This is a genomic window from Blastococcus sp. URHD0036 (assembly GCF_000701365.1).
Classification (GTDB): Bacteria; Actinomycetota; Actinomycetes; order Mycobacteriales; family Geodermatophilaceae; genus Trujillonella.
On the sequence record NZ_JNIK01000018.1, the window covers coordinates 24369 to 45634 of the forward strand.

The 21266-nt window shown below is 73.9% G+C and carries 19 protein-coding genes; 5 read left to right on the forward strand and 14 right to left on the reverse strand.

Annotated elements, in window-relative coordinates:
* Positions 1-43 precede the first annotated feature (43 nt).
* From deoC to N555_RS0120410, 4 genes are read left to right on the forward strand one after another with little or no spacing between them, the layout of a single operon-like run.
* Positions 44-1039, forward strand: a complete 996-nt coding sequence (gene deoC, locus N555_RS0120395; protein ID WP_029433346.1) for a deoxyribose-phosphate aldolase — start codon at positions 44-46, stop codon at positions 1037-1039.
* Positions 1039-2487, forward strand: coding sequence for an aldehyde dehydrogenase family protein (locus N555_RS0120400; RefSeq protein ID WP_029433347.1), 1449 nt, complete (start codon positions 1039-1041; stop codon positions 2485-2487). The genes deoC and N555_RS0120400 overlap by 1 nt, the downstream gene beginning before the upstream one ends.
* Positions 2484-3356, forward strand: coding sequence for an aldehyde dehydrogenase family protein (locus N555_RS0120405; RefSeq protein WP_231503048.1), 873 nt, complete (start codon positions 2484-2486; stop codon positions 3354-3356). The genes N555_RS0120400 and N555_RS0120405 overlap by 4 nt, the downstream gene beginning before the upstream one ends.
* A gap of 43 nt (positions 3357-3399) precedes the next feature.
* Positions 3400-4899, forward strand: a complete 1500-nt coding sequence (locus N555_RS0120410) for a hypothetical protein (RefSeq protein ID WP_029433349.1) — start codon at positions 3400-3402, stop codon at positions 4897-4899.
* Positions 4900-4933: 34 nt separating this feature from the next.
* Here the strand turns inward: N555_RS0120410 and N555_RS0120415 are convergent, their stop codons facing one another.
* The 11 genes from N555_RS0120415 to N555_RS0120465 form a co-directional block, all read right to left on the reverse strand.
* Positions 4934-5536 carry a class I SAM-dependent methyltransferase gene (locus tag N555_RS0120415; RefSeq protein ID WP_029433350.1) on the reverse strand — a complete coding sequence of 201 codons (603 nt, stop codon included), beginning with the start codon at positions 5534-5536 and terminating at the stop codon, positions 4934-4936.
* A gap of 77 nt (positions 5537-5613) precedes the next feature.
* Entirely contained in the window at positions 5614-7173 is a 1560-nt protein-coding gene (locus tag N555_RS0120420) for a DEAD/DEAH box helicase (RefSeq protein WP_029433351.1), read from the reverse strand.
* Positions 7174-7425: 252 nt separating this feature from the next.
* Entirely contained in the window at positions 7426-8514 is a 1089-nt protein-coding gene (locus N555_RS0120425) for an adenosine deaminase (RefSeq protein ID WP_029433352.1), read from the reverse strand.
* On the reverse strand, positions 8514-9329 hold the full coding sequence (locus N555_RS0120430) for an ABC transporter permease (protein ID WP_051684304.1): 816 nt from the start codon (positions 9327-9329) through the stop codon (positions 8514-8516). The genes N555_RS0120425 and N555_RS0120430 overlap by 1 nt, the downstream gene beginning before the upstream one ends.
* Positions 9326-10231 carry an ABC transporter ATP-binding protein gene (locus N555_RS0120435; RefSeq protein WP_197029107.1) on the reverse strand — a complete coding sequence of 302 codons (906 nt, stop codon included), beginning with the start codon at positions 10229-10231 and terminating at the stop codon, positions 9326-9328. The genes N555_RS0120430 and N555_RS0120435 overlap by 4 nt, the downstream gene beginning before the upstream one ends.
* Positions 10232-10259: 28 nt before the next feature.
* Complete coding sequence (locus tag N555_RS0120440; RefSeq protein WP_029433355.1) at positions 10260-11540, reverse strand: thymidine phosphorylase; 1281 nt, start codon at positions 11538-11540, stop codon at positions 10260-10262.
* Entirely contained in the window at positions 11537-11950 is a 414-nt protein-coding gene (locus N555_RS0120445) for a cytidine deaminase (RefSeq protein ID WP_029433356.1), read from the reverse strand. The genes N555_RS0120440 and N555_RS0120445 overlap by 4 nt, the downstream gene beginning before the upstream one ends.
* 1 nt (position 11951) lies before the next feature.
* Positions 11952-13220, reverse strand: coding sequence for an ABC transporter permease (locus tag N555_RS0120450; RefSeq protein WP_029433357.1), 1269 nt, complete (start codon positions 13218-13220; stop codon positions 11952-11954).
* The gene (locus tag N555_RS0120455; protein ID WP_051684305.1) at positions 13217-14419 is read right to left on the reverse strand and encodes an ABC transporter permease; all 1203 of its coding nucleotides are present in this window, start codon (positions 14417-14419) and stop codon (positions 13217-13219) included. The genes N555_RS0120450 and N555_RS0120455 overlap by 4 nt, the downstream gene beginning before the upstream one ends.
* Positions 14416-15999 (reverse strand): ABC transporter ATP-binding protein, encoded by a 1584-nt coding sequence (locus N555_RS0120460; protein WP_051684306.1) that lies wholly within the window; start codon positions 15997-15999, stop codon positions 14416-14418. Before N555_RS0120460 ends, N555_RS0120455 begins: the two co-directional genes overlap by 4 nt.
* A 127-nt stretch (positions 16000-16126) precedes the next feature.
* The gene (locus N555_RS0120465; protein ID WP_029433360.1) at positions 16127-17185 is read right to left on the reverse strand and encodes a BMP family lipoprotein; all 1059 of its coding nucleotides are present in this window, start codon (positions 17183-17185) and stop codon (positions 16127-16129) included.
* Between the two features lie 299 nt (positions 17186-17484).
* Between N555_RS0120465 and N555_RS0120470 the strand changes: the two genes are divergently transcribed.
* The gene (locus N555_RS0120470; RefSeq protein WP_081866387.1) at positions 17485-18738 is read left to right on the forward strand and encodes a D-alanyl-D-alanine carboxypeptidase family protein; all 1254 of its coding nucleotides are present in this window, start codon (positions 17485-17487) and stop codon (positions 18736-18738) included.
* On the opposite strand, the gene N555_RS0120475 is transcribed toward N555_RS0120470, so the two are convergent.
* From N555_RS0120475 to trpS, 3 genes are read right to left on the reverse strand one after another with little or no spacing between them, the layout of a single operon-like run.
* Positions 18698-19678, reverse strand: a complete 981-nt coding sequence (locus N555_RS0120475; protein ID WP_369794044.1) for a YihY/virulence factor BrkB family protein — start codon at positions 19676-19678, stop codon at positions 18698-18700. The genes N555_RS0120470 and N555_RS0120475 overlap by 41 nt on opposite strands.
* Positions 19633-20217: a 2'-5' RNA ligase family protein gene (locus N555_RS0120480; RefSeq protein WP_029433363.1), complete on the reverse strand. Its 585-nt coding sequence runs from the start codon at positions 20215-20217 to the stop codon at positions 19633-19635. Before N555_RS0120480 ends, N555_RS0120475 begins: the two co-directional genes overlap by 46 nt.
* Complete coding sequence (gene trpS, locus N555_RS0120485; RefSeq protein WP_029433364.1) at positions 20214-21233, reverse strand: tryptophan--tRNA ligase; 1020 nt, start codon at positions 21231-21233, stop codon at positions 20214-20216. The genes N555_RS0120480 and trpS overlap by 4 nt, the downstream gene beginning before the upstream one ends.
* Between the last annotated feature and the right edge of the window lie 33 nt (positions 21234-21266).

Sequence of the window (21266 nt, forward strand, 5' to 3'; positions counted from 1 at the left end):
GGCGAGCTCCGGGCACGGGCCCTCGGCAGGGGATGATGGCCCCATGACGCACGTGCTCGATCCGGACGCCCTGACGGCGGGGACCCCGCCGCGGCGCGAACCGCCGACCCCGTACGCGGACGTGACCCGGTCCGAGTCGGCCTTCCGCGCCTTCCTGCACGGCCTCCCCGGGGTCGACCAGGTCGGCGCCTCCTCCCGCGTGACCATGCTCGGCACCCGGTCGATCAAGACCACGGCGAAGGCCTGGGCGATCGACACCGCCATCTCGATGGTCGACCTGACCACGCTCGAGGGCGCCGACACCCCGGGCAAGGTGCGCTCGCTCGCGGCCAAGGCCCGCCGTCCCGACCCGACCGACCCCGGCTGCCCGCCGGTCGCCGCGGTCTGCGTCTACGGCGACCTCGCGGGCATCGCGAAGGAGGCGCTGGCCGGCACCGGCATCAACGTCGCCGCCGTCGCCACCGCCTTCCCCAGCGGCCGCGCGAGCCTCGCCGTGAAGCTGGCCGACGTCCGGGACGCCGTCGCGAACGGCGCCGACGAGATCGACATGGTCATCGACCGCGGCGCCTTCCTCTCCGGCCGCTACCTCGACGTCTTCGACGAGATCGTGGCGGTGAAGGAGGCGTGCGGCGACGCCCACCTCAAGGTGATCCTCGAGACCGGCGAGCTGGTCACGCTCGACGCCGTCCGCCGCGCCTCCTGGCTGGCGATGCTGGCCGGCGGCGACTTCATCAAGACCTCCACCGGCAAGATCTCGCCGGCCGCCACCCTGCCCGTCTGCCTGGTCATGATGGAGGCCGTCCGCGACTTCCGCGCCGCCACCGGCCGCCAGGTCGGCGTCAAGCCCGCCGGCGGCATCCGGACGACGAAGGACGCCATCAAGCACCTCGTGCTGGTCAACGAGACCGCCGGGCCCGACTGGCTGACCCCCGACTGGTTCCGCATCGGCGCCTCCAGCCTGCTCAACGACCTGCTCCTGCAGCGGCAGAAGCTCCGCACCGGCCACTACTCCGGCCCCGACCACGTGAGCGTCGACTGATGAGCAGCGTCTTCGAGTACGCCCCCGCCCCCGAGTCGCGGTCGATCGTCGACATCGCCCCCAGCTACGGCCTGTTCATCGACGGCGAGTTCGTCGACGGCACCGGCGAGGCCATGAAGACGGTCAACCCGGCGACCGAGGAGGTGCTCAGCGAGATCGCCGTCGGCACCGACGCCGACGTCGACCGCGCCGTGAAGGCCGCCCGCCGCGCGTTCTCCCGCGTGTGGGGGCCGATGCGCCCGGCCGACCGCGGGAAGTACCTGTTCCGCATCGCCCGGCTGCTGCAGGAGCGCGCGCGGGAGTTCGCCGTCCTGGAGTCGCTGGACAACGGCAAGCCGATCCGGGAGTCCCGCGACGTCGACGTCCCCCTGGCTGCGGCGCACTTCTTCTACCACGCGGGCTGGGCCGACAAGCTCGAGCACGCGGGCCTCGGTCCGGCGCCTCGACCGCTCGGTGTGGCCGGTCAGGTCATCCCCTGGAACTTCCCGCTGCTCATGCTGGCGTGGAAGATCGCGCCGGCGCTGGCCACCGGCAACACCGTCGTCCTGAAGCCGGCCGAGACCACCCCGCTGACCGCGCTGCTGTTCGCCGAGGTGTGCCGGCAGGCCGACCTGCCGCCGGGTGTGGTGAACATCGTGACCGGCGCCGGTGACACCGGGCGTGCGGTCGTCGAGCACGACGACGTCGACAAGGTGGCGTTCACCGGGTCCACCGAGGTCGGCCGCTCGATCGCCCGCGCGGTCGCCGGCACCCGCAAGAAGCTGACCCTGGAGCTCGGCGGCAAGGCGGCGAACATCGTGTTCGACGACGCCCCGATCGACCAGGCCGTCGAGGGCATCGTGCAGGGCATCTTCTTCAACCAGGGCCACGTCTGCTGCGCGGGCTCCCGGCTGCTGGTGCAGGAGAACGTGCACGACGAGGTCGTCGCGGCGCTGCAGCGGCGGATCGGCACCCTGCGCGTCGGGGACCCGCTGGACAAGAACACCGACATCGGCGCGATCAACTCCGCCGAGCAGCTCGCCCGCATCCGCGAGCTCTCCGACATCGGCGAGGCGGAGGGCGCCACCCGCTGGCAGCCGGCCTGCGACCTGCCCGACCGCGGCTTCTGGTTCCCGCCGACCGTCTTCACCGACGTCTCCGCCGCGCACCGGATCGCCCGCGACGAGGTGTTCGGCCCGGTGCTGTCGGTGCTCACCTTCCGCACCCCGGACGAGGCGGTGGCGAAGGCGAACAACACCACGTACGGCCTGTCCGCCGGCATCTGGTCGGAGAAGGGCTCGCGGATCCTCGCCATCGCGGACAAGCTGCGCGCCGGCGTGGTGTGGGCCAACACGTTCAACCAGTTCGACCCGACGTCGCCGTTCGGCGGCTACAAGCAGTCCGGCTACGGCCGCGAGGGCGGCCGGCACGGGCTGGCCTCCTACCTGGCCTCGGAGGATGGACAGTGATCGGCAACGAGCGGCTCGCCGTCCGCAAGACCTACAAGCTGTACCTCGGCGGGGCCTTCCCCCGCTCGGAGTCGGGCCGGACGTACGAGGTGACCGACAGCAAGGGCGCCTTCCTCGCCAACGCCGCCCGGGCCTCCCGCAAGGACGCCCGGGACGCCGTCGTGGCCGCCCGCGCCGCCTTCGCTGGTTGGTCGGGCGCCACCGCCTACAACCGTGGCCAGGTGCTCTACCGGGTCGCCGAGGTGATGGAGGGCCGGCACGCGCAGTTCTGCGAGGAGGTCGCCGCCGGCGAGGGGCTGTCGACGGGCAAGGCCCGCGCCGCCGTCGACGCCGCGATCGACCGCTGGGTCTGGTACGCCGGGTGGACCGACAAGCTGGCCGCCGTCCTCGGCAGCGCCAACCCCGTCGCCGGCCCGTACTTCGACTTCTCGCTGCCCGAGCCGACCGGCGTGGTGGCGGTGCTGGCTCCCCAGCGCTCGTCGCTGCTCGGCCTGGTCAGCGTGCTCGCGCCGGTCCTCGCCAGCGGCAACACGGCCGTCGTCGTCACCTCGAAGGCGCGGCCGCTGCCGGCGGTGACCCTCGGCGAGGTGCTGGCCACCAGCGACGTGCCGGGTGGGGTCGTCAACCTCCTCACCGGCGACGCCGCCGAGCTGGGCTCCTGGCTGGCCGAGCACGACGACGTCGACGCCATCGACCTGACCGGCGCCCCGCCCGGACGGGCCATGGAGTTCGAGCGCGAGGCGGCCGGCAGCATCAAGCGCGTGCTGCGGCCACCGGCGGAGGAGCCGGACTGGGCGGGCGACCCCGGACTCACCCGGATGCGCGCGTTCCTGGAGACCAAGACGGTGTGGCACCCGAAGGGGTTCTAGAACCGGGCAGCGGGCTCCCAGGCCCACCGGGCAGGATGTGCGCGTGGCCAGGCCAAGCATCGTGCCCATCGCGCTCACCCTCGACGACCGGACGGGCTACACCCTCTGGGCTCCGCCGTGGGAGGAGGACGGCGAGGAGTGGCAGGCGTTCCTCGGCACCACCGAGGACGACGCGGCCCGCGTGCACCTCTTCCCGACCCCGGCGGCGCTGGCGTCGTTCTGCCGCACCGCGACCGACCACGACCTCGCCGACCACCCGGTGTGGCCGGTCGTCACCGGTCTGGGCGCGGCCGACCTGACCCCGGACGACGACCACCGCTACGACCTCGACGGCGTCTACGACATCGCCGCCGAGAACCCGGACCGCTGGGCCGTCGAGGAGCTCGCCGCCACGATCGACATCGTCAGCCGGCTGGCCGAGTGCCTCGACACCGCCGACGACGACGAGCTGGACGACGAACTCGGCGAGGACCTGGACGACGAGGACCTGGCGGCCGACGACGACGCCCGCGACGTCGACCCCGACGTGGAGCTCGAGACCCGTCCCTCGGCCGACGCCACCGGACGCGAGGGCGAGTTCGAGGCGCTGGCCGAGCTGGTCGCCCGTCCCGAGGTCGGCTCGCTGGGCCTCGGCGTCGAGGCGTTCGCCGGTCGTGCCGGCGAGGACGCCTGGGTGGGCATGGGCTCCGCGCTGGACGAGCTGTGGGAGGACGTCGTCGAGGAGCTGTCCGCGCACCTCGACTGGACCGGGGCGGGCACGGTCGGCCTGGACGACTACCCCTCGGCCGCCGAGTCCCTCGAGGACGACGAGCTGGACGACGAGGGCGACGAGCTCGACCCCGACCGCGACGACGACGACGGCGCCGACGAGCGGCCGGCCGCCGTCCCCGCTGCCGCCGCGCCCGTCGCGGCCGCCCCAGAGGCGAGCGCGGGCACGAGCACGATCAGCGGCGGTGCCCGGATCACCGCCCCGCCGGCGGTGGCCGCGGCCGCGGCGGAGTTCTGGGAGGGCGTGGGCATCCTGCCGGTCGAACTCGTCGTGCCCGAGGGCGCGGGGCTGACGCTGCGCTGCTACGTCGAGGACGAGGCCCGCTTCCTCGGCCGCGACGGCGAGATCTACCTGTTCGCCACCCCGGCCGAGCTGGCCCGCTTCTGCGCCGGCGACGAGGAGCACGACCTGACGGGCATCGCCTCGTGGCCCGAGGTCGCCGCCACGGACGTCCCGCCGGTTCCCGCCGACCAGGACCGCTACGACCTCACCGAGCTCGCCGAGGTCCTCGGCGAGGTGGCCGACGGCGCCGCCGGGCTGGTCCGGCACGAGGCGCTGCTGCAGCCGGTGGAGGGTGTGCGCGACGTCGCCGAGTACGCCGACCTCGCCCGGGTCGGTGAGCTGCTCGCGCCGTCGGCACCGCTGGGCCGGGCGGTGGCCCTCGCGGACCGGGAGCCGGAGGCGACGCTGCGCGCCGAGGACGCCGCCGCGCTGCGCGCCGACTGGGACGAGGTCGTCCGCGAGGTCGGCGGCGCGCTGGTCTTCCGCGACTAGCGGGACGCCCCGCTCCGGCGCTCGGCGGCCGGGGCTAGACCGCTCGCGCGGCCAGGACGACGTAGGGACGCCGGTCGCCCTCCTGCCCCCGGAACAGGCGGTCGACCTCGGCGAAGCCGCTCCCCGCGAGCCGGTCGGACAGCTCGTCGGCCGGCCAGCGGTGGGCGGTCAGCACCTTGTGGTCGAACGGCTCCACGGCGGCACCCTCGAACATGCCCAGCACGAGGGTCCCGCCGGGGGCCAGGAGCCGCCGGATCGCGGCGAGGGCGCCGTCCAGTTCGCGCGGGTCGAGGTGGATGAGGCAGAACCAGGCCAGGACCCCCGCCACCGACCCGTCGGCCCGCTCGAGGTCCATCAGCGACCCGACCTCGAAGCGCACCGCGGGGTGCGCCGCACGGGCGTGCGCGACGAACTCGGGCACCAGGTCGACCCCGCTGACGTCGGCGCCGAGGGAGTGCAGGAAGCCCGTGAGGTGCCCGGGGCCGCACCCGAGGTCGAGGACCGGCCCCGCCGTCCCGCCGAGGTGGCCGGCGATGAACTCGAGGTCCCCCGCGTGCACGGACCCGATCGACCCGAGCAGCTCGATGTACAGCTCGGCGAGGCCCGAGTAGGCGCTCCGCACGGCGTCCTCGCTCATCCCCGGCAGCCTAGGGAACGCCGAACGGCCGGCCCCGGGATCCGGGACCGGCCGTTCGCGGTGGTGCTGGAGTGCCGTTACTCGGCGACGCGGCGGCTCTGGCCGCGGTACGAGCTGGACCGGCGCTCGCCGCCGTACGGGCGGTCGCCGGAGGGACGCTCGCCGGCCGGACGCTCGGAGCGGTAGGGCCGCTCCGACCGCTCGCCGGCCGGCCGGTCGCCGTAGGGACGACGCGGGCGGTCACCGTCGCGGCGGGGACGCTCGCCGTCGCGGCGGGGACGACGGCCACCGGGGCCACCGTGTCCACCGGCGGGCCGGCGCGACTCGCGCACCGGGCGCTCGACGGGCTCCACGTGCACGCCCTTGGCGACCAGCTCGGCGATCGGGGCGTCACCGGGACGGACCCGGCTCACGACCGGGTCGACCTTGGCCGAGCGGAAGCGCCGCTTGGACTGGCCGACCTGGTCGGGCAGCAGCAGCGAGACGACCACGCCACCGGCGCCGGCGCGGGCGGTGCGGCCCGAGCGGTGCAGGTAGGTCTTGTGGTCGGCCGGCGGGTCGTAGTGGATGACCAGCGAGACGTCGTCGACGTGGATGCCACGGGCGGCGACGTCGGTGGCGACCAGCACCGGGCTGCGGGCGTCGGTGAACGCCTCCAGCGCGCGGCGGCGGGCGGCCTGCGGCAGACCACCGTGGATCGGCTCGGCCTTGATGCCCACGGCCTGCAGGTTCTCGGCCAGCCGGTCGGCACCGAGCTGGGTGCGGACGAACACGATCGTCCGGCCTGGGCGGGCTGCCAGCTCCTGGGTCACCGGGACCTTGTCGCGGAAGGCGACGCTGTAGGCGAGGTGCTCGGCCGGCGGGGCCTCGTCGCCGTCGCGCTTGACCTCGTGCCGCGCCGGGTCCTTGAGGTAGCGGCGGATCAGCGAGTCGACCTCGCCGTCCAGCGTCGCGGAGAACAGCATCCGCTGGGCGTCGGGGCGGGTCTGGTCGAGCAGCTCCTTGACCACCGGCAGGAAGCCGAGGTCGGACATGAAGTCGGCCTCGTCGACGATCGAGAGCGAGACCTCCGCGAGGGTGACCTCGCGCTGCTCGATCAGGTCCTGCAGGCGACCGGGGGTGGCGATGACGACGTCGACGCCGCGGCGCATCTGCTGGATCTGGCGGTACATCGAGGCACCGCCGTAGACGGCGGCCAGCTGGACGCCGATGGACTGACCCAGCGGGGCCAGCGCGTCGTGCACCTGCTGGGCCAGCTCGCGGGTCGGCACGAGGATCAGGCCGCGCGGGTCGCGCCGGCCCTGGGCCGGCTCGGCGCCGAGGCGGGCGAGCAGGGGCAGACCGAAGGCCAGCGTCTTGCCGGAGCCGGTGGCGGCCTTGCCGAGCACGTCACGCCCGGCGAGGGCGTCGGGCAGGGCGACGGTCTGGATGGCGAAGGGGTGGCTGATGCCCTTGCGCGCCAGCGCGCTCACCAGCTGCTGGGGCAGGCCCAGCTGGGCGAAGGACGGGCCGGTGGGGACAGCGGTCTCGGCGGCGGGCGCCTCGACGGGGGACTCGAGAGCGGCCTCGGGGCCGGTGCTCTCGGGAGCGGTGAACTCCGGGGTGTTCTGGACGTCGACAGTGTCGAACGAAGACAAGCGGGGACTCCGATACAGATCGGCGCACGTCCCGTGGTGTGGTGCTGGCTGCCGATGATCGGCGCCGTCACTGGTGATCAGCTACATCAACTGGGGCGTGTCGGCCTGCTGTGACGCTTGGATCTGCACGGATGCGCATGTGCCCGGACAGGACTGTCCGGGAGGTGGCCGACGTTCGCCGGCACACCCAGGTTAGCAGCGGGAGGCCCCGCGCTGTTCCCCCGGGCAGGGTGGCCGTGGTCACCCCGCAGGTCAGGGGGCCAGTGCGGCGAACCCGGGGCGGACGACCTCGGTGAGCAGACGGGTCCGCTCGGCGTCGTCGAGGAACGCCGCCGCCAGAGCCCGCTCGGTGACCCGCCGGACGTCGTCCCAGCCCCACCCGAACGTCGCGGCGACGTCGGCCAGCTCGCTGGTCACGCTCACGCCGCTCATCAGCCGGTTGTCGGTGTTGACGGTGACGGCGAAGCCGGCGCGGTGCAGCCGGTCGACCGGGTGGTCGGCCAGCGAGGGGTAGGCCCCGGTCTGCACGTTGGACGACGGCGCGATCTCCAGCGGCACCTGGTCGTCCAGCACCCGCCGCGCCAGTGGGCCGAGGGTCCCGTCGGCGCCGACCTCGTCGGCGATCCGCACCCCGTGCCCGAGCCGCTCGGCACGGGCGCCGTCGAGCGCGGCGCGGATGCTGTCGACGCCCGCGGCCTCCCCCGCGTGGATCGTGCGGTGCGCCCCGGCGCGGTCCAGCAGCGCGATGGCGGAGGGGTGCCGGTCGGGCGGGAAACCGATCTCCGGGCCGGCCAGGTCGAAGCCGACGACGCCGGCGTCGCGGTAGCGGACGACGAGCCCGGCCACCTCGTCCCAGCGGTCGGACTGGCGCATGGCGCACAGCAGCGCGCCGACCCGGATCGGCGTCCCGGCCGCGGCGGCCTCGGCGCTGCCGGCCGCGAAGCCGTCGAGGATCGCCTCGACGGCCTCCTCGATCGGCGTGCCCTCGGCGGTCAGCAGCTCCGGCGCCATCCGGACCTCGGCGTAGACGACGCCGTCGGCGGCCAGGTCGAGCGCGCACTCGCGGGCCACCCGGCGGACCGCCTCCGGCCGCTGCATCACCCCGACGGTGTGCGCGAAGGTCTCCAGGTAGCGGACCAGCGAGCCGGAGTCGGCGGCCTGCCGGAACCAGGTGCCGAGGGTGTCGGCGTGACCGGAGGGCAGCTCGCGGTAGCCGATCTCCTCGGCCAGCTCGAGCACCGTCTGCGGTCGCAGGCCGCCGTCGAGGTGGTCGTGCAGCAGCACCTTCGGCGCGCGCCGCAGCTGCTCGGCCGCAGGGGCCGCGATCGGTGTGCGCGGCATCAGTCGGTTCCCCTGTCCTGCCAGCGGAAGGTGCGGACGCACAGTGCCAGCCCCACGACGCACCAGAGCCCCAGCACGAGCGCGACGCGCCCCAGCTCCCAGCTGCCGGCCGGCTCCTCGGCGGCCAGCACGTCGGGCAGGAACACCGACCGCAGGCCCTGCGCCATCCACTTCAGCGGGAAGAGCGCCGCCACCGTCTGCAGCCAGGCCGGGACGTCGCTGAAGAGGAAGAAGACGCCGGAGATGAACTGCAGGAAGAGCGCCACGGGCGTGACCGTGGCCGAGGCCGACCGGCCGTTGCGGCACAGGCTCGACACGGCGACGCCGAGCAGCGTGCAGGCGGCCGACCCGAGCGTGGTCACCCAGGCGAAGGTCAGCCAGCCCGTGCCCGACGGCAGGTCGACGTCGTAGAACAGGACGCCGATGACCAGCAGGATCGCGATCAGCGCCAGGGTGACGACGAGGACCTGGACGATCTTGCCGACGAAGAAGGCGCTCCGGGGCATCGGCGTCCCGGCGAGGCTCTTCAGCGTCCCGTCCGAGCGCTCCGCGGCGATGCTGATGGCCATGTTCTGCAGGCTCGCGCCGAGGATGCCCGCGGCGATCACGCCGGCCATGAAGTACTGGGTGAACTTCACCCCGTGGCCCAGGTCGTAGTCGAGCACCGCACCGAAGACCAGCAGCAGGATCACCGGGAACATCAGCGTGAAGACGACCGACTCGCGCTGCCGGAAGAACTCCTTGAGCTCCACCCCCGCCCGGGTGCGGCAGACCTCCACCACCGAGGGCAGGGTCCGCTCCCGTGTGGCCGTCACGCCCGGTCTCCGATCATCTGCAGGTACACGTCCTCGAGGGTGGGCCGGGCGACGGTGAGGTCGGGGACCTCCCCGCCGAGGCGGCCGGCCAGCTCGCCGACCAGCGCCGTCGGCGTCTGGGTCTCCGCGCTGCGCCGGACGCCGTCCTCGGTCCAGCTGACGACGACGGGGGCGCTCCCCCGGCCGCCCAGCTCGGCGGGGACGGCGACCTCGGCCAGCCGGCCGCGGGCGATGACCCCCACGCGGTCGGCGAGCGCCTCGGCCTCGTCCAGGTAGTGGGTGGTGAGCAGCATCGTGGTGCCGAGATCCCGCAGCGACCGGATCAGCGACCAGAACTGGCGCCGCGCCTCGGGGTCGAAGCCGGTCGTCGGCTCGTCGAGGAACAGCAGCGTGGGCCGGCCGACGATCCCCAGGGCGACGTCCAGCCGGCGCCGCTGCCCCCCGGACAGCGTGCGGCCGCGGACGCCGGCCTTCTCGGTCAGCCCCACCAGCTCGAGCACCTCGTCGGGGTCGCGGGGGTCGGCGTAGTACGACGCCTGCGCACGCAGCAGCTCCCGGCAGGTGAGCTGGCTGTCGCCGGCACCGGACTGCAGCACGATGCCGAGCTCGGCCTTCCAGCGCCGGCCGCCGGTGGCGGGGTCGGTGCCCAGGACCCGCACCTCGCCGGCGTCCCGTCGGCGGAAGCCCTCGCAGATCTCGACCGTCGTCGTCTTGCCGGCGCCGTTGGGGCCGAGCAGCGCGAAGATCTCGCCGCGGCGGATGTCCAGGTCCAGCCCGTCCACGGCGGTGGAGTCCCCGTAGCGGCGCACCAGCCCGCGGATCGAGATCGCGGCGTCGGGGTCCAGCGGGACGTCGGTACGGCGCGCGGCACTCGCCGTCGGTACCGCGGTCGGACTGCTCACGAGAGGACAGTCTCCCCCTCGCCGCTGCTCACCCGGTGATGCGGTCCAGGACCAGCGGCAGCGGGCGGTCGTCGGTGTCCACGCCGACCGCCTCCTCCAGCGCCTCCAGCGCCCGCGGGATCCGGGCGGCGTCGTCGGTGTGCAGCTCGAGCAGCGGCTGGCCCGCCGTCACGTGCTCCCCCACCGTCGCGGTCCAGGTCACCCCGGCGGCGGCCGAGACCGGGTCCTCCTTGCGCGCCCGGCCGGCGCCCAGCCGCCACGCGGCGACACCGAGGGCGTAGGCGTCCAGCCGGGTGAGCGTCCCGGTGGCCGGGGCGGTCACCACGTGCCGCTCGGCGGGCCGCGGCAACGGTGCGTCCGGGTCCCCGCCCTGGGCGGCGATCATCCGCCGCCACACGTCCATGGCCCGGCCGTCGGCCAGCGCGTCGGCGGGGTCGACGTCGCCACGGCCGGCACCGGCGAGCATCTCCCCGGCCAGCGCGAGGGTCAGCTCCACGACGTCGGCCGGACCGCCGCCGGCGAGCACGTCGACGGACTCGGCGACCTCGACGGCGTTGCCCGCGGCCCGGCCCAGCGGGCGGTCCATCGCGGTCACCAGCGCCACCGTGCGGACGCCGGCCGCCTCCCCCAGCCCCACCATCGTGCGGGCCAGCTCGCGGGAGGCCTCGGGGTCCTTCATGAACGCGCCCGAGCCGGTCTTCACGTCCAGCACCAGCGCGTCGGCGCCCTCGGCGATCTTCTTGCTCATGATCGAGCTGGCGATCAGCGGGATCGACTCGACGGTGCCGGTGACGTCGCGCAGCGCGTAGAGCTTCTTGTCCGCCGGCGCGAGGTCGTTGCCCGCCGCGCAGACCACCGCGCCGACCTCCCGCAGCTGCCGGAGGTAGGCCTCCTCGTGCACGTCGGCCCGCCAGCCGGGGATGGCCTCCAGCTTGTCCAGCGTGCCGCCGGTGTGCCCGAGCCCGCGGCCGGACAGCTGCGGCACCACCACCCCGCAGGCCGCCACCAGCGGCGCGAGCGGGAGGGTGATCTTGTCGCCGACCCCGCCGGTGGAGTGCTTGTCGGCGGTCGGCCGGCCCAGCGACGAGAGGTCCTTGCGCTCGCCGGAGTCGATCATCGCCTGGGTCCAGACGGCGAGCTCCGCCGGCGACATGCCGCGGAAGAACACCGCCATCAGCAGGGCGCTGATCTGCTCGTCGGGCACCTCGCCGGCGGTGTACGCGCCGATCACCCAGCGGATCTGGTCGCCGGTCAGCTCGACGCCGTCCCGCTTCGCGCGGATGACGTCGATCGCGTCGAACGCGCTCATCGCTGTCCCCGCGCCTCGGCCGCCAGCAGGTCGTCCGGGCCGAACGCGTCGGGCAGCACCTCGCGCATCGGCACGATGCCGAGCGACACCGTCTCGATCAGCATGTCGGCGCCACCGTGCTCCCACAGCAGCTGCCGGCAGCGCCCGCAGGGCATCAGCGGCTGCCCGTCCCCGCCCACGCAGGCCACCGCGACCAGCCGGCCGCCACCGGTGCGGGCGAGGTCGCTGACCATCCCGCACTCGGCGCAGAGACCGAGCCCGTAGGAGGCGTTCTCCACGTTGCAGCCGGTGACCACGCGGCCGTCGTCCACCAGTCCGGCCACCCCGACGGGGAACCGCGAGTAGGGGGCGTAGGCGTGCGTCATGGCCTCGCGCGCGGCGGACCGCAGCGCGTCCCAGTCGACGTCCACGTCACTGCTCCCCTCGTCGCCACACGAGCCCGTCGGCCTTCGGCGGCCGCAACCGCTGGCTGGCCAGTGAGAGCACCAGCAGCGTGATCAGGTACGGGGTGAACGACACCAGCGAGCCGGGCAGCTCGTCGATGCTCAGGTAGCCGATCAGGCTGGCCACGGAGACGCCGGCGGCGATCGCGGAGAGCATCTGCCGCCCGACCCGCCACTGCCAGATCGCGGCGATGCCGAGCAGGATCGCCACGAGCAGCAGCAGCGCGGGGATGGCGTCGCCGGCCACCCGCTCCATCGCGTCGGCGTAGCCGAACAGCACCGCGCCGGCCACCATCCCGCCGGGCCGCCAGTTGCCGAAGATGACCGCCGCCAGCCCGATGTAGCCGCGGCCGTTGGTCTGGTTCTGCAGGTAGAAGTTCGCCGCGAACACCAGCGCGACGCCGCCCAGCCCGGCCAGGGCCCCGGAGGCGACCACCGCGATGTACTTCATCCGGTACACCGGCACGCCGAGGGAGTCCGCCGCCGTCGGGTTCTCCCCGCACGAGCGCAGCCGCAGCCCGAACGGCGTCTGCCACAGCAGCAGGTAGGTGCCGATCACGAGCGCCACCGTGGCCAGTGACAGCAGCCCGATGTCGGTGGTGAGGCCGCGCAGCACCCCCGCGAGGTCGGACACCACCGGCCAGTGCCGGGCCTCCAGGTCGCCGAGCCAGTTGGGACCGCTGGAGAAGCCCGGCAGGGTCAGCTCCGGCTGGCGGCTGGACAGCGTCGGCGACTGGCTCGGGCCACCGCCCGGGACGTCCTCGTAGAGCGCCTCGGAGAGGAACCGCACCACGCCCAGCGCGAGGATGTTGATCGCGACGCCGGAGATGACGTGGTCGACGCCGAAGGTCACGGTGGCCAGCGCGTGCAGCAGGCCGCCGAGCATCCCGAACAGGACGCCGCCGACGATCGCCGCGGACCAGCCCCACTGGTAACCGGCGTACCCGGCCCCCCAGGTACCCAGGATCATCATGCCCTCGAGGCCGATGTTGACCACGCCGGCCCGCTCGCTGATGAGGCCGCCGAGACCGACCAGCGCCAGGGGCACGCTGACGGCGACGGCGGTGGAGATGACCTGGCCGGAGGTCAGCGCGTGCTCGCCGCTGATCAGCCGGACGACGACCAGCAGCAGGAACATCCCGCCGGCGATGTACAGCAGCCGGCGGCGCGGGGACCGGGTCAGCGTCCGGCCCTCCTGCGGGTCGGCCGCACCCTCGGCCCGGGTCGCGGTGGTCACGGGGTCCCCCCTCCGTCGGTCGTGGCGGTGGCGGGCGCCGGGCCGCCGACCCCCGCCGGCTGGGCGGTGGCGGCGCCGGGGTCGATCACAGGTGGGGCGCCGTCGCCCTGCCGGTTGGCCTGCTCGGCGCGGCGGCGGGCGAGCCGGCGGGCCAGCTCGTTGGCGACGACGACGGCGAGCAGGATCGTGCCCTGCATGATCTGCACGACCGTGGAGGGGATGTCGGCGGCCTGCAGCGGCGCCGACGCCCGGTCGAGGAAGGCGTAGAACAGCGCCGCCACCGCGATCCCGATCGGCGAGTTACGGCCCAGCAGGGCCACCGCGATGCCGAGGAAGCCCAGCCCGCTGGTGAAGTCGGTGTTGTAGTTGTGGTTGCGGCCCAGCAGGTCCGGCAGGCCGATCAGCCCGGCCACCGCGCCGGAGATCAGCATGGTCTTGAGGACCATCCGCTTCGCGTCGACGCCGCTGGCCGAGGCCGCCGACGCGTTCAGGCCGCTGGCCCGCAGGTCGAAGCCGAAGCGGGTGCGCTGCAGCACGACCCAGGCCACGACCCCGATGACCACCGCGATCACCAGGAAGCCGTAGAGCGGACGGCGCGGCAGCTCCAGGCCCAGCCCGCCCAGCAGCCCGTCGAGCGAGGGCATCCAGGCCGACTCGGGCAGCGTCTCCGTCCGGATGATCGAGGCGCCCGGCTCGCTGCCCAGGAACGGCCCGGTGAGCAGGAAGGACGCCAGCCCCAGGGCGATCGTGTTCAGCATGATCGAGCTGATGACCTCGCTGACGCCGCGGGTCACCTTCAGCACCGCCACGATGCCGGCCCAGATCCCGCCGACGGTCATGGCGACGACCATGACCAGCACCACGTGCAGCGGGGCCGGCAGGGTGACCATCGCCCCGATGCCCGCGGCCACGACCGTGGCCAGCCGGTACTGGCCCTCCACGCCGATGTTGAACAGCCCGGCGCGGAAGGCGATGGCGACGGCGATGCCGGCGAGGAACAGCGGGACGGCGCGGTTGAGCACGGTCACCATCGAGGTGATCTGCTGGACCGGGTCGTCGCCGAAGTCGAACATCACCGACAGCGCCTCGAGCGGGTCCACGCCGAGGATCAGCATGACGCCGGCCGAGATGACGACCGCGATGACGATGGCGATGAGCGGGGCGATCAGCGCCGTCCCGATGCGCCGGACGACGGTCACGAGGCCACTCCCCCACCCGCGCGGGTCGCGCCGGCGGGCGTCGCGCCCGGGGCCGTCGTGCCCCCGCGCCCGCCCGTCATGTGGCCGCCGAGCTCCTCGGGGGTGATCCCCGTCGGGTCGAGCGTGGCGACGATGCGGCCGCGGAGCATGACCGCGAGGCTGTCCGACAGCCCGATGAGCTCGTCGAGGTCCGCCGAGATGAGCACGATCCCCAGTCCCTCCGCCCGCGCCTGGCGGAGCAGTTCCCAGATCTTGGCCTGGGCGCCGACGTCGACGCCGCGGGTCGGGTGGGCGGCGATGAGCAGCCGCGGCCGGCCGCTCATCTCGCGGCCCACGATGAGCTTCTGCTGGTTGCCGCCGGACAGCGCGACCGCCGGGGTGTCCGGCGAGGGCGCGCGGACGTCGTACTCGCGCATGATGCGGGCCGTGTCGGCGCGGGCGCCGCGGCGGTCGATGAACGGCCCGCGGACCGACGGCGCCTGGGTCTGGTGCCCGAGCACGCGGTTCTCCCACAGCGAGGCGTCCAGCAGCATGCCCTGGCGGTGCCGGTCCTCCGGGATGAAGGCCAGGCCGCTCTCCCGGCGGCGGCGGGTGCTCCAGGCGGAGACGTCGTGGGTGCCGAGCCGGACGCTGCCGGCCACGAGCGGGCGCAGGCCCATGATCGCGTCGACGAGCTCGGACTGGCCGTTGCCCTCGACGCCGGCGATGCCGACGACCTCGCCCTCGTGCACGGTGAACGACACGTCGTCGACCAGTGCGCGCCCGTCGGGGGCGTGCACGGTCACCTCGGAGACGACGAGCGCCGCGGCCTCGCGGACGGTGGACTCGCGGGTCTCGGGGGTCGGCAGCTCGCTGCCGACCATCATCTCGGCCAGCTGGCGCGCGGTCGTCGTCCGCGGGTCGGCCTCGCCGACGGTCGTGCCGCGACGGATGACCGTGATCGAGTCGGCGACCTTGCGCACCTCGTCGAGCTTGTGCGAGATGAAGATGACGGTGAGGCCCTCCCGCTTGAGCTCGGCGAGGTTGGCGAACAGCTCGTCGACCTCCTGCGGCACGAGCACCGCCGTCGGCTCGTCGAGGATGAGGATCCGGGCGCCGCGGTAGAGGACCTTGGCGATCTCCACCCGCTGCCGGTCGCCGACCCCCAGGTCCTCGACGAGGGCGTCGGGGTCGATGCCGAACGCGTAGGCGTCGCTGATCTCGCGGATCCGCCGCCGAGCCTCCGCGCGGTCCAGGCGTGGGCCGCGGCGCGGTTCCTGGCCGAGGACGACGTTCTCCAGCACGGTGAAGTTGTCGGCCAGCATGAAGTGCTGGTGCACCATCCCGATGCCGGCGGCGATGGCGTCGTTGGGGCTCCGCAGCACGATCTCGCGCCCGTCGACGAGGATCTGACCCTCGTCGGGCCGGTGCATCCCGTAGAGCGTCTTCATCAGCGTGGACTTGCCCGCGCCGTTCTCACCGACGATGGCGTGCACCTCGCCGCGCCGGACGCGCAGGTCGATGTCCCGATTGGCCACCACGCCGGGGAAGCGCTTGGTGACCTTCCGCAGCTCGACCGCCAGGGGGGCCGATTCGGTCAACTCGTATCTCCTCGAGGAGGGCGGCGGTCCGGCTCAGCCGGTCGTCGCGACGGTACACAGCACGGCGGGCCCGGGAGCGTGCGCTCCCGGGCCCGCCGGCGGTCCACCTGGTGTCCGAACGGATCGGTCAGGGAGTGGAGCTGACCTCGATGTCGCCGTCGATGATCTGCTGCCGGTAGTCGTCGATCTGCGCCTGGATGTCGTCGATGAAGCCACCGGACGTCGACAGCTCCATGCCCTCGGTCGAGAGGTCGTTGACGATGTCCGTGCCGCCCTCGACGTCACCGGACTCGAAGTCCTCGATGAACGACTGGACCGCGACGTCGACCCGCTTGAGCACCGAGGTGAGGATCACCTGCTGCAGGGCGGCGTCGCCGACCGTCTCGTACTGGTCGGAGTCGACGCCGATGGCGAGCCCGCCGGCGGCAGCAGCCGCCTCGAAGACGCCCTGACCCGATCCGCCGGCCGCGTGGTAGACGATGTCGGCGCCGTTGGCGTACATGGCGCCGGCGATGTCGGTGGCCTTCTCCGGGGCGTTGAAGCCGCTGAAGTCACCGGCCGGGGAGATGTACTGGACGTCGATGACGATGTCCGGGTTCACCGCCCGCGCGCCCTGCTCGTACCCGGCCTGGAAGGTCTGGATGAGCGGGACGTCGACGCCGCCGACGAAGCCGATGTGGTCCGTCTCGGTCTTCAGCGCCGCCGCGACACCACCGAGGAACGAGCCCTGCTCGGCCGCGAACAGCAGCCCGGTGGCGTTGTCCAGCCCGGTGCCGTCGACCGCCGAGTCGACGATCGCGAAGCTGACGTCCGGGTACTGCGGCGCGACCTCGGCGAGGGCGTCGGCGTACGCGAAGCCGACCGCGATGATCGGGTTGAAGCCGTCGTCGGCCAGCTGGGTCAGCAGGTCGGCGCGGTTGGACGCGTCGGCGTTGGGCGAGAGGTCCTGCAGCTCGGCACCCAGCGACTCGGCCGCGGCCGAGGCACCGGCGTACGCCGAGTCGTTGAACGACTTGTCGCCGCGGCCGCCGGTGTCGTAGGCCAGACCGATCTTGACGTCGCCGTCGCCGCCACCGCTGCTGCCACTGCCGCTGCTGTCGCTGTCGCTGTCGTCACTGGCACATCCGGCCAGGGCCAGGCTCCCGGCCGTCAACAGGGCCGCTGCCCGAAGGCCGGCCTTCCTCATCCGCGCTCCGCGCACGCCTGTCTCCTCCTCGTGGGGGCGCGGCCCGGTGTCGCCGGGCCGGCCCGGTGGGCTCGTCTGCCGTCGGCGACCCGACCGGCGGTTGACCGGGTCGGACCGCAGGCGGCAATGCGGGAAAGCTACTCGCGGGTACCGACCCCGCCACCAGCCCCGGAGCGGATAGAGACGCGATCGTTGCCAATCTCCGGACGGGCGGTGAACCGCATCACGTCCGCGTCACACCACCGTCACGAACCGCAGCCGAGCCGTCCCCCGGCCGGGCGACGGCTAGCGTCGGGACCGTGCGGAGGGGCGCGGTGCGGCGGCTGACCGGTGCGGCGCTCGCGGCCGTGGTCGTGCTGCTCGCCGGTGCCGGCCCGGCGCTCGCGGCCCCCGCTCGCCCGACGGTGGACCCGACCGCGCCGACACCCACGGCGCCGTACCCGGGCGGCCCACCGCAGGGCAGCGCGCCGGACGGCAGTACGGTCGGCGGCGAGGGTCTGGACACCCGCGGCCTGGTCGTCGCCGACGGGACGCCACCGCTCCCCGACGGCGTCACCGCCCCGGGCTGGCTGGTCGCCGACGCGACCTCCGGCGAGGTGCTCGCCGCCCGCGACCCGCACGGCCGCTACTACCCGGCCAGCACGCTCAAGACGCTCACCCTGCTGACCCTGATGCCGCGGCTGGACCCCGCGCAGGTGGTCGACGGGACCGTCGAGGACGAGCAGATGGAGGGCACCCGCGTCGGGCTGGTGGCCGGCGGCCGCTACCCGGTCTCGCTGCTGTTCCAGGCGCTGGTCCTGCAGTCGGGGAACGACGCGGCGAACGCCCTGGCCCGAGCGGCCGGCGGCGTCGACGCCACACTCGCGGCGATGAACGCCACCGCCGTGGAGATCGGCGCCTTCGACACGGTCGCGGGGACGCCGTCGGGCCTCGACGTGGCCGGGCAGTCGTCGTCCCCCTACGACCTGGCGCTGGTCTTCCGCCGGCTCGTCGCCGACCCGGCGACGGCGGCGGTGCTCGGAACGCCGACCGCGCAGATGCCGCCGGTCGAGGGCCGCTCCCCGGGCTACCAGATCCAGAACCAGGACCCGCTGCTCGGCAGCTACCCCGGCGTCCTGGGCGGCAAGACCGGGTTCACCGACGCGGCCCGGCACACCTTCGTCGCCGCGGCCGAGCGGGACGGCCGCCGCCTCGTGGTCAGCATCATGGGCAGCGAGAACCTGCCGGTGCGCCCGGCCGACCAGGCCCGGGCGCTGCTCGACTGGGGCTTCGCCACCGACCGGGCCACCGACGGCGTGGGCCGGCTCGTGGACTCCGGCGCCGAGGTCCTGGCCGCGGCCGACCCGACGGCCGATCCGACGACCGCGGCGCGCAGCGCCGCCCCGCCGGGAGGCGTCTCGCCCCTCACCGCCCGGCACGAGGAGGACGACGCGCCGGTCCTCGCGGGGGTCGTGCTGGCGGCCCTCGCCGGCGGGGTCGTCGTCGCCACCGTCGTGGGCCGGCGCCGGGCGGTCACCCGGCCGCGGGACCCGGCTGGGCCCCCGCGTCGCTGAAGCGGCGCAGGGTCGCCGTCCACGCGGCCGTGAAGAAGGCGAAGCGGAAGACCAGGTTGATCCACACGAGGATGCCCACGGCGCCGCCGAGGGCCGACGCCGTGACGCTGTCGTCGATCAGCGAGAGGTAGAAGGAGCCCGCCACCTTCAGGACCTCGAACCCGACCGCACCGAACAGGGCACCGAGGAGCAGGTCGCGCGGCCGGTGCGGCGTACCGGCCACGACCTTGAGCAGCCACAGGAAGACGACGACGTCGGTGACCAGGGCGAGGAGCAGCCCGAGCACCGTGATCAGGGTCCCCGCGCCCGTGACGTCGTCGAGGCCGAGCCGGCGCAGCGTTGCGGAGGTGGCGGTCGTGGCGGCGCCGGTCAGCACCAGGCTCAGCAGCCCGACGGCGCCCAGCAGCACGAGGGCGAGCAGGTCCGCCACGTTGTCCCGCCAGAACTCCGGTTCGTCGACCCGGCCGCGCCAGATCTGCTCCATGCCGATCCGCAGCTTGTCCGTGGCGCGCAGGCCGGCATAGAGGAACCCGACCAGCCCGATGACGCCGACGAGCCCTGCGGAGTGGACCGCGCCCTCGAGCTCCTCGACGATGCTGTCCCCGGTGGACCCGGGGAACGTCTCCCGGATGGCGTCGTAGAGCTCCTGCTGCAGCGGGTCGTCGTTGGCGAGGACGATCCCGATCACCGAGGCGACCAGCAGCAGGACGGGGAAGAGGCCCAGGAACGCGTAGTAGGTGACCCCGGCGGCCAGCAACTCACCCTGGTGGCGCTGGTAGCGCCCGCCCGCGCGGGCCAGGTGGTCGAACCAGCGCCAGCGCCGCCGCGCCGCGCGGACGGCGTCCGAGCCGCGCCCCCAGGCTCGGCCGGCCCATCTCGTGCCGCGGGGACCCGTCAGCGCGGTGGGCCGCAGAGGGGGTATTCGCGGGCGACGACCCAGGCTCCCGACGGCGCCTGCTCGAACTCGGTGAAGTGGTCGACGCGGAACTCCGCGGACAGCTCCCCCAGCGCGCTGTAGGCCAGCTCCAGCATGTCCGGCGAGACGTCGTGCGCCACCGTCACGTGCGGGTGGTACGGGTAGGCGAGCGACCGGTCCAGAGGGCCACCCCGCACGTCGTTGGCCAGCAGCTCGCAGGAGCCGATCCCCCGGGCGACCGCGACGAAGACGACCTCCGAGACCGGCGAGAACGTGCCGGTGCCCGACAGGTGCATGTCGAACGGGGGGTGCTGGCGGGCGACCGACGCCAGGTGCTCGGTGATCAGCGGACGGTCGGCGGCCGGCACCTCGGTGGGCGGCAGCAGCGTCACGTGCGGCGGCACCAGCCCGGCCTGCGGATCACCGCACTTGGCCCGCCAGTCGGTCAGCAACTGGGCCCAGGGCTCCGGGACGGCGACCACGATGCCGACCACCGCGGTCTCCACCCGCACCCCTCGGCTGCGCGGGACGAACGTGTCGTCGTTCATCGGCCGGGAGGTCATGCGCCGGAGCCCGGGGCGAGGAAACCGACCCGGTCGTACACCGTGGCCAGGTTCGGCGCCGCCACCTCGCGGGCCCGGGCGGCACCGGCGGCGAGCACCCGCTCCAGCTCGGCGCGGTCGTCGAGCAGCTCCTGGGTGCGCTCGCGGACCGGCGTCACGAAGTCGACGACGAGCTCGGCGAGCTCCTTCTTGAGGTCGCCGTACCCGCGACCGGCGAAGTGCTCCTCCAGCTCCGGGACGGACCGACCGGAGAGCGCGCTGTGGATGGTCAGCAGGTTCGTGACCCCGGGCTTGTTCTCGCGGTCGGCGACCACCTCGCGACCGGTGTCGGTGACGGCCGAGCGGATCTTCTTGGCCGTCACCTTGGGGTCGTCGAGCAGCAGGACGCAGCCGGCCGACGGGAGGCTCTTGCTCATCTTCTTCTCCGGCGACTGCAGGTCCATGACCCGCGCGGCACCCTCGGGGATGAGCCCCGCGGGCACCGTGAACGTGTCGCCGAAGCGGCCGTTGAAACGCATCGCGAGGTCGCGGGTCAGCTCCAGGTGCTGGCGCTGGTCGTCGCCGACGGGGACCTGGTCGGTCCCGTACAGCAGGATGTCGGCGGCCATGAGCACCGGATAGGTGAACAGCCCGACCGACGAGCCCGCCGCGCCGTCCTTCTGGCTCTTGTCCTTGAACTGGGTCATCCGGCTCGCCTCGCCGAACCGGGCGATGCCCTCGAGGACCCAGGAGAGCCGAACGTGCTCGGGCACCTGGCTCTGCACGAACAGCGTGCTGCGCTCGGGGTCGACGCCCAGCGCCAGCAGCTGCGCGGCCGAGACGAGGGTGTTACGCCGCAGCTCGGCGGGGTCCCAGTCCATCGTGATCGCGTGCAGGTCCACGACGCAGTAGAAGGCCTCGGCCGTCTCCTGCAGGGCCACCCACTGACGGAGCGCGCCGAGGTGGTTGCCGAGGTGGAACGAGCCCGCTGTCGGCTGGATGCCGGAGAAGACACGGGGAAGAGGCACGTCGGCCATCAAACCAGCCCCCGGCCGGGGCGGGGCCGCCCC